Origin of the sequence: Kitasatospora sp. NPDC093558 (assembly GCF_040683475.1) — a bacterium.
GTDB lineage: Bacteria > Actinomycetota > Actinomycetes > Streptomycetales > Streptomycetaceae > Kitasatospora.
In genome coordinates this window covers 1-8450 of record NZ_JBFBDY010000275.1, presented here as the reverse complement: position 1 = coordinate 8450, position 8450 = coordinate 1, and the positions used below count along the sequence as shown (strand labels likewise).

The 8450-nt window shown below is 71.7% G+C and carries 5 protein-coding genes; 3 read left to right on the top strand and 2 right to left on the bottom strand.

The genetic code is table 11. From position 1 onward, the window contains the following. On the bottom strand, window positions 1-1967 hold a 1967-nt coding region (locus tag AB0O00_RS23150), incomplete at its 3' end, for a nitrate- and nitrite sensing domain-containing protein (RefSeq protein ID WP_363654669.1). 674 nt (window positions 1968-2641) lie between these two features. Between AB0O00_RS23150 and AB0O00_RS23145 the strand changes: the two genes are divergently transcribed. The 3 genes from AB0O00_RS23145 to AB0O00_RS23135 all read left to right on the top strand — a co-directional run bounded on the left by AB0O00_RS23145 (window position 2642) and on the right by AB0O00_RS23135 (window position 7025). Beyond that, complete coding sequence (locus tag AB0O00_RS23145; RefSeq protein ID WP_363654667.1) at window positions 2642-4468, top strand: AMP-dependent synthetase/ligase; 1827 nt, start codon at window positions 2642-2644, stop codon at window positions 4466-4468. Between the two features lie 254 nt (window positions 4469-4722). Continuing rightward, the gene (locus AB0O00_RS23140; protein ID WP_363654665.1) at window positions 4723-5817 is read left to right on the top strand and encodes a polysaccharide deacetylase family protein; all 1095 of its coding nucleotides are present in this window, start codon (window positions 4723-4725) and stop codon (window positions 5815-5817) included. Between the two features lie 347 nt (window positions 5818-6164). Next, window positions 6165-7025, top strand: a complete 861-nt coding sequence (locus AB0O00_RS23135; protein ID WP_363654663.1) for a nitroreductase/quinone reductase family protein — start codon at window positions 6165-6167, stop codon at window positions 7023-7025. A gap of 154 nt (window positions 7026-7179) precedes the next feature. Here the strand turns inward: AB0O00_RS23135 and AB0O00_RS23130 are convergent, their stop codons facing one another. Then, window positions 7180-7956, bottom strand: a complete 777-nt coding sequence (locus tag AB0O00_RS23130; RefSeq protein WP_363654671.1) for an SGNH/GDSL hydrolase family protein — start codon at window positions 7954-7956, stop codon at window positions 7180-7182. Between the last annotated feature and the right edge of the window lie 494 nt (window positions 7957-8450).

Genomic DNA, 8450 nt, shown 5'->3' with positions numbered 1-8450 from the left:
AGGTCCCGCTGCCCGCGCCGGGCCGTCGCCGCCGGACGGCGTCCCGCCTGCGACGGTTCGGACGGCCCGTCCGGCGCCTCCGCCAGCAGCTCGCGCGGTATGAGCACGACCGCCGTCGTCCCGCCGTACGGCGAGGGCCGCAGGTGCACCCGGATGCCGTGGCGCCGGGCGAGGCGGCTGACCACGAAGAGGCCCAGCCGGTCGGTGTCGGCGAGGTCGAACTCCTGCTCCACGGAGAGGCGTTCGTTGATCTCGGCGAGCGCGGGGCCGCTCAGCCCGAGCCCGCGGTCGTCGATCTCCAGCGCGAAGCCGTGCGCCACGACCTCGCCCTGGACGGTGACTTGGGTGTTCGGCGGGGAGAACACCGCGGCGTTCTCGACGAGTTCGGCGATCAGGTGGGTCACGTCGGCGACGGCGCTGCCGAGCAGTCCGGTGCCGGGGAACGGCCGGACGGTCACGCGGGCGTAGTCCTCGACCTCGCCGACCGCCGCGCGCACGACGTCCACCATCCGCACCGGCTTGCGCCAGGCGCGCCCGGGCGAGCCGCCGGCCAGGATGATCAGGCCTTCGGCGTGGCGGCGCATGCGGGTGGTGAGGTGGTCGACCTTGAACAGGTCCTCCAGCTCCGCCGGGTCCTCGGTGCGGCGCTCCATGGTGTCCAGCAGGGTCAGCTGGCGGTGCAGCAGCACCTGACTGCGCCGGGCGAGGTTGACGAAGACGGCCGAGACGCCGCGGCGCAGGTCGGCCTGTTCGACGGCGGCCTCGACGGCGGCGCGCTGCACGGCGTTGAACGCCTGGCCGACCTGGCCGATCTCGGCCTGCCCGAACCGCAGTTCCGGCGCCTCGGCGGCCACGTCCACGGCCTCGCCGCGGCGCAGCCGGCGCATGACGGCGGGCAGGCGGGTGGTGGCGAGCTCGTTGGCGGCGTTGCGCAGGCCGATCAGCTCGCGGGCGAGGCCGCGGCCGATCCGGAAGGAGATGAGCACCGTCAGCACGATCGCGACGAGGCCGACCGCGCCGGCGATCCCGCCGCGCCACAACAGGCCCATCGCATACGACCGTTCGCGCTCGGCGATGCCGTCGGCGATGCGGGAGTTGACGGCGGCGAGGTCGCTGAGGGCGCGGTCGGCGGTCTCCCGCCAGGAGTCGCCGTTGATGGCCTGCGCGACGTTGGCGGGTCCGCCGGCGCCGACGAAGTCGGCCTCCGCGCGCACCAGCGCGGCCCAGGCGTCGCCGCCGCGCAGGGCGATGTAGTCGGCCTGGTCGGCGGGTTCGAGCTCGGCGATGTAGACGGTGTACAGCGCCTGCTGGTTGTGCAGGGCGTCCAGCGCGGTCTGGTACTGCTCGGAGGTGGGCCGGGCGGTGCCGGTGCGCAGGCCCTCCATCGCCGCGTCCTCCTGGGCCAGGTACTCGCGGGCGCGCACGAGCTCGATCAGGATCGTTCCCTGGCGCGGGAGTTGGCCGCTCTGGCGGGCGACGAAGGCGGAGCGGAAGCCGAACACGGGCTTGATCAGGTCGCTGTACTGGTCGAGCGCGAACTCCCAGTTGAGCGCGGAGCGGCCGATCTGGGCGCGCAGCGGGCCCATCTGGTCGGCGGCGGCGAGGATCTGCAGGAGGCGCCCGCGCTGGGCGGTGGAGAGCTTGCCGCCGATGGCGTCCTTCTTGTCGCGCAGGACGCCGAGGTCGCGGTCGGTGGCGGCCTTGGCGCGGTCGTAGGCGTCCCGGGCGGCGCGCGAGGCCGGGTCGGCGAGGCGCTGGACGGCGGCGCGGCGCTCGTTCTGCAGGTCGGTGGCGTACTGGTCGGCGGGGGCGCCGAACTCCTTGTACGTACGACTGAGCTCCAGCTGGCTCCAGACGTCTCCGGTGGTGGCGACGGTCGCGTACGCCCACAGGGCGGTGAGGGCGACGATGGGCACCAGGAGCAGCGCGATGATCTTCGCGCGGATCGAGCTGCTACGCAGACGCATGGAGTCCTCGGTCGGGAAGTGCCAGGCGCGGAACGGGGAGGGTGGGGCGAGCGGGGAAGGCGGGAGGGGAGCAGGAACGGGCAGGCGGGGAGGGTGAGCGGGGAGAGCGCACGGGCGGTGGGGAGCCCGGGTCGGGGGACGGGTACGGATCAGGCCTGGCCGGGGGCCCGGCCGCAGGTCTGCGAGAGCCTACTACGCCCTGACCACTCGTTCGAGGGTCGAATGCTCCTCTTCTTCACTTGCCCCGCACACGTCAGGAGCGCCGCGCCCGCCACGGCCCGTGCGCCACCCTCGGCCGCACCTGCGTACGACGCTTTCCGTACGGACGTACGGCACTTTCCGTACGCCCAGGTGCCGATCTCGTCGCGTCACCGACACAACCCTGTGCAGTGGCGGGACGATCCGATAGTTTCGGCTCCACGACCGACGTAAGCAGACGCAAGCAGACACAAGCCGACGGAACCGGCCGCAAGCCGACGCAAGCAGCCACAAACACACGTAGCCGGACACACACGGGCGGACACACTCGGGCGGGCACACACAGGCCGACCCGGCTGAGGGACAGCGCAGAAGGCCGACACACACGGCAGGCACGGCAGACACGACCGCGGGACGGCGCAGAAGGCCGCGGCGAGACGCGGAACGACGTGGGAAGACGCGAACCGGGGAGGAACGTGCGCGAGTTCACCACCCCGGCCCTGGCCGCGCCCGAGGCCGCCGGAGGACTCGCCGACTCGCTCTACGACACCGCCGAACGCACCCCCGCCCTCCCCCAGTTGGCGCTGCGCACCGCCGACGGCGGGTGGCGCGACATCACCGCCCGCGAGTTCCGCGACGAGGTCCTCGCCCTCGCCAAGGGCCTGCTCACCCGGGGCGTGCGCTACGGCGACCGGGTCGCCCTGATGTCCCGCACCCGCTACGAGTGGACGCTCTTCGACTACGCGCTCTGGTCGATCGGCGCCATCACCGTCCCCGTCTACCCCACCGCCTCGCCCGAGCAGGTGCGCTGGATCCTCGCCGAGACCCAGGCGGTCGCCTGCCTGGTCGAGGACGAGGACGCCGCGATGACCGTCGGCGCGGTCTGCGATGCCCTGCCCGACCTCAGCGGCATCTGGCAGCTCGACCGCGACTGCGTCACCGCGATCACCGAGGACGGGCTCGGTGTGCCCGACGCCCTCGTGCACCGCCAGCGCCTCGGCGTCGCCGCCTCGAACATCGCCACCGTCGTCTACACCTCCGGCACCACCGGACGCCCCAAGGGCTGCCTGCTCACCCACGCCAACCTGGCCGCCGAGGCCGACGCCCTGCTCGGCGGCTGGACCGACGTCTTCCGGGACCCCTCCGGCGGCCAGCCCTCCACCCTGCTCTTCCTGCCGCTCGCCCACGTCTACGGCCGGGCCGTGCAGGTCGCGGCGATGCGCGGCGGCTTCCGGATCGGCCACATCGCCGAGGTCTCCACCGACGCCCTGCTCCCCGCCCTGGACTCCTTCCGGCCCACCTTCCTGCACGCCGTCCCGTACGTCTTCGAGAAGATCTTCCAGCAGGCCCGGCGCGCCGCCGAGGACGCCGGACGCGGCGAACTCTTCGAGCAGGCCCGGCAAGTGGCCGTCGACTGGGCGGCGGCCAGGGAACGGAAAGTCTTCGGCCGCGGCCCCGGCCCGAGCCCCAAACTGCGACTGCGCCACCTCGCGTACGAACAGACCGTCTACCCGCGGCTGCGCGCCGTCCTCGGCGGCCGGGCGCGCAGCATCGTGTGCGGCGGCTCCTCGCTGCGCCGCGAGCTCGCGCTGTTCTTCGCCGGCGCCGGCTTCCAGCTGTACGAGGGCTACGGGCTCACCGAGACCTCCGCCGCGATCACCGCCAACCCGACCGGCCGGCAGAAGCTCGGCACGGTCGGCCAACCGATCCCCGGCGCCTCGGTGGCGATCGGGGACGACGGCGAGGTGTGGGTGCGCGGCGGGTCCGTCTTCGGCGGGTACCTCAACCACCCGCGCTGCACGGCGGAATCGCTGCACGACGGCTGGTTCGCCACCGGGGACCTCGGCCACCTGGACGACGACGGGTACCTCACCATCACCGGCCGCAAGAAGGACCTGATCGTCACCAGCAGCGGCAAGAACCTCGCCCCGGCCGCCCTGGAGGAACGGGTGTCGGCGCACCCGCTCGTCTCCCAGTGCCTCGTGGTCGGCGACGACCGTCCGTACGTCGCCGCCCTGATCACGCTCGACCCGGCCGCCCTCGCGCACTGGCAACGGACCACCGGACGCGAGCAGCTGGACCCGTGGGCGGTGCTCGCGGACGAGCACCTGCACACCGAGATCCAGCGCGCCGTGGCGGCGGCGAACACGGCGGTGTCGCGGGCCGAGTCGATCCGCGCGTTCCGGCTGCTGCCACGGGAGTTCAGCCTGGAGCAAGGGCTGCTCACGCCGTCGCTGAAGCTGCGGCGGGCGGCGATCGCGGAGCACTACGCGGCGGACATCGAGGAACTGTACGTCCCCTGACGTGCCCTCTTGTCGCCTTTGTGGCTTAGCAGTTGGCGTGTGGCATTCGGCTGGGCCGTTCACCGGGATTCCCTTGACGGGCCGATTGGTCCAGTCCATTGTTTCGGTCACGCCCTCCCCACGGGGGTGCTTCCCCCACACGCAGGAGTCCTCACGTGTCCCTGTCCACGCGTCTTTCCACGCGTCCTTCCACGCGTCCTTCCACGCGTCCTTCCACACGCCTGTCCACACGCCTGTCCACGCTGGCCGCGTCCGTGGCGCTCGTCGCCGCGGCTGCTCCGGTGGCGACGGCCGCGCCTTCCGCCGCTGCCGCCTCCCCCGCCCCGATCGTCAACCTGGCCACCAACCCGGGCTTCGAGCTGCCCGCGCCCAACCTCTCCGACTGGGGCGCAATCCCCGGCTGGAACTGCACCGGCGGGCCCGCCGAGGCGGCCGTCACCACCACCGCCCCGCACAGCGGCACCTCCGCCCTCACCGTCACCCCGGCGAACGCGGACTCCACCGGCGAGTGCGCGCAGACCGTCTCCGTCCAGCCCAACACCACGTACACGGCCTCCGCCTGGGTGCGCGGCAGCTTCGTCTACCTGGGCGCCACCGGCACCGGCAACGACGTCGCCCCCGCCTGGACGGAGACCACGGGCGGCGCCTGGCAGCAGCTCACCACGCGGTTCACCACCGGTCCGAACGCGCGCAGCATCCGGCTCTACGTCCACGGCTGGTACCAGGAGGGTCCGTTCTCCGTCGACGACGTGCACGTCGACGGCCCGGCGCCCGCCCCGGCCACGCCCCTCGGGTCGGTGCCCACCACCGACAAGGTGGTCTTCTTCACCGTCGACGACGGCTGGACGCGCACGCCCGAGGCGGAGAAGTTCATCGCCGACAACCACCTGCCGATCACGGCCTTCCCGCTGCCGATGCCCGCGGGCACCGACCCCGGGTTCTTCCGGCGCGTCACCGCCGTGCCCGGCTCCTCCATCCAGGACCACAGCGTCTCGCACACCGACCCCAGCACGCTCACCCTCGCCCAGCAGCAGGTCGAGATCTGCGACGCCCGCGACGCCATGACCCGCCTCTTCGGCACGCCCCCGGTGGTCTTCCGCCCGCCGTTCTTCGCCTGGAACTCCGACACCCTGCAGGCCGCGGCCAACTGCGGCATGCGCACCGTCCTCACCGCCGACGCCGACTTCAGCTGGGGCGCCTCCAACATCTGGCACCCCGGCACCCTGCAGCCCGGCGACGTCGTCCTGATGCACTGGACCGACACCCTCGCCACCGACCTCCCCCGCGCGCTCGCCGCCGCCCGGGCCGCAGGCCTCAAGCCCGCCGGCCTGATCGACTACCTGCGCTGACCCCGCCGAACTGCGCCGCTGCCCCCTCGGATTGGGAGGGAGCAGCGGCGCAGTGGCGGTCGAGCCGGCAGGTCCACTCGACCGACCTACTCAATCTTGCTCGTTGACAGGGTGACCGCGGCGTGGCTCTAATGGGGGCGTGCAGCGCGGCGTCGGCCACAGAGCAGTGGGCCGGTCGACAGCCGAGCCGGCACCTTTCTGCAAGGGACGATGCGCGATGAGCACTCACTCCGCTGCCCTGATCTGACGTACGTGGCCGCCCGCCGGTGTCCGCGTGCGCGTGTGCTTCGCGGCGCCCGCGTGTGGCCTTGACTCCCTTACGCATTCGGAGACTTCACCACACACGTATGCCCATGTCTTTCAACCAGAGTGTCATTGACGAGTTCCGCGCCAACGGCGGCAAGGTCGGCGGGCCGTTCGAGGGCGGCGATCTGCTGCTCCTCACCACCACCGGGGCCCGGTCGGGGCGGGCGCACACCGTTCCGCTGGGGTACGTCCGGGAGGAGGGGGAGCTCGTCGTCGTCGCATCGGCGGGCGTGGCGCCTGACCACCCACAGTGGTACCGCAACCTGCTCGCCCATCCCGTGGTCCGGGTCGAGCTCGGCGCGGAGGCGTTCGACGCGATCGCCGTCCCGGCCGAAGGAGCGCGGCGGGAGCAGCTGTTCGCTGCCGTCGCGCGGGTGGCGCCGGGGTACGGCGACTACCAGGCCCGCACAGAGCGGGAGTTGCCGGTCGTCGTCCTGGAACGGCCCGAAATGCCTGTACGGGAAGTGCGCAGCCTCGCCGACAAGTTGCTGGAGGTGCACACCTGGCTGCGCGCGCAGCTGCGGTACGTCCGCGAGGAGGCGCAGCGGCATGTCGCGGGGCAGCGGGCCGGCCTCGGCCTCCAACTGCGGCAGCACTGCCTGGCGTTCTGCGAGGGGCTGACGCACCACCATCGCGGCGAGGACGCGGCGATCTTCCCGGCTCTGGCGCACAGCCATCCGGAACTGGCGGACGCGCTGGACGCCCTGAGCGAGCAGCACCGGACGATCGGACGGATCAAGGACGAGCTGGTCGCACTCCTGGCGGGGATCGAGGTCGAGGAACCGGAGCGGCTGCGGGCCGAGGTCGACCGGCTGGCGGTCGAGCTGGAGGCGCACCTCGCGTACGAGGAGGCCGAGTTGCTGCCGATGCTCGCCGGGATTCCGTTCCCGCCGATGCGCTGAGGCGCCGGGGGGGTGCCGGGGGGGAGGGGTGCCGGCTTGCGTGGGCGCACCCGACGGGGGTGGGCGAACAGATGACAGATGACAGATAACAGATTTCGAAATCTGTTATCTGTCATCTGTTGCTTGTTACTTGCTACCCGTCAGCCGTCAGCCGTCACGACTGCGAGAACACCGGCAGGTACCCGTAGGCCTGGCCGGAGGAGTTCGGGTGGTAGCTCTCGTCGATCGGCCACGTGGTGCTGTGGAGCCAGGTGTCCAGCGAGCCGCAGATCTCGTGCTCGGTGAAGATGTCGCGCACGTCGGCGAAGGTGAAGCCGGCGTTCGCGGCGCGCTTGGCGATGACACCGTCGAGCACGTCGGCGGCGTCGTTGATGGCGGACCGCTTGGTGTCGCCGATGCCGAAGATGCAGCTGCCGCCGATCTTGTACAGGTGCGGGTAGCCGAGGACCACGACGTGCGCGTTGGGCGCCTTGGCGTGGATCGCCGCGTAGACCTGGTCGAGCTGGGCGGGCAGGGTGTTCTGTGCGTAGGCCTCGCCGGCCGCGACCGCGCTGAGGCAGGCGCTCTCGGAGCTGAGCACACAGGTCTGCATCGTGCTGGCGAAGCCGGCGTCATTGCCGCCGATGGTGATGCTGACCAGGCTGGTCGAGGAACTCAGCGCGGAGACCTGGCTGTTGAGGACGTCTCCGGTTCTCGCACCCGAGCAGGCGACGAAGCCGAAGGAGGACGGCGAGTTGGCGCTCTGCCACAGGTACGGGTAGGAGTTGGTGCTCCGCTTGCAGCTGCCGCTGTCGCCGAGGTAGTTCCCGGCGCCGACACCTGCGGAGTAGGAATCCCCGAGGGCAACGTAGTTGACGGCATCCGCGCTCGCGGACGAGGCCGCGAAGAACGTGGTGAGCGTGAGCAGGGCCGCTATCGCGGCGGCGGCCATGGTACGGGTGGGGCGCAGCATGGAACCTCCTGGCGTGATGTGGGTCACAGATTTGATACCAGGCGGTAGCAAGCTCGGGAAGCGCTCATGCCAAGGATATTGACGGTCAGTCTGACAACGTTGGAGTGAACGCCTCTTCACACAGGGCGCGTTGGCGCTGATCAGCGCCGGTGTGCGCGTGTACGCACCAGGCGGACGCCGGCGAACGCGCTTTGGTCGCGCTTAAGCACGGGCTTGAGCGACACATTGAGCGGGGGCTTGAGCGGCGCACTGAACCGAGCCCCGGGCGATGCCTTCGGCGGCGCTCATCGACAGGGCTTCACGGGCGGCGGACGACGTGCCCCAGCTCGCCGGGTACCTAACTGCCCCCGAGGATCTCAGCGCCCCGAGTAGACGGTGCCGGGGAAGACCTCGCAGCCCTCCAGCGGCAGTTCCTCGATCGTCTCGTTCGCGGCCGCGGGCACGCCGAGCCACCGGACGGCGCACGCGACGGC

Coding starts and splice junctions, on each gene's coding strand:
- AB0O00_RS23130 (WP_363654671.1), bottom strand. CDS start 7,956: ATGGCCGCCGCCGCGATAGCGGCCCTGCTCACGCTCACCACGTTCTTC.
- AB0O00_RS23135 (WP_363654663.1), top strand. CDS start 6,165: ATGCCCATGTCTTTCAACCAGAGTGTCATTGACGAGTTCCGCGCCAAC.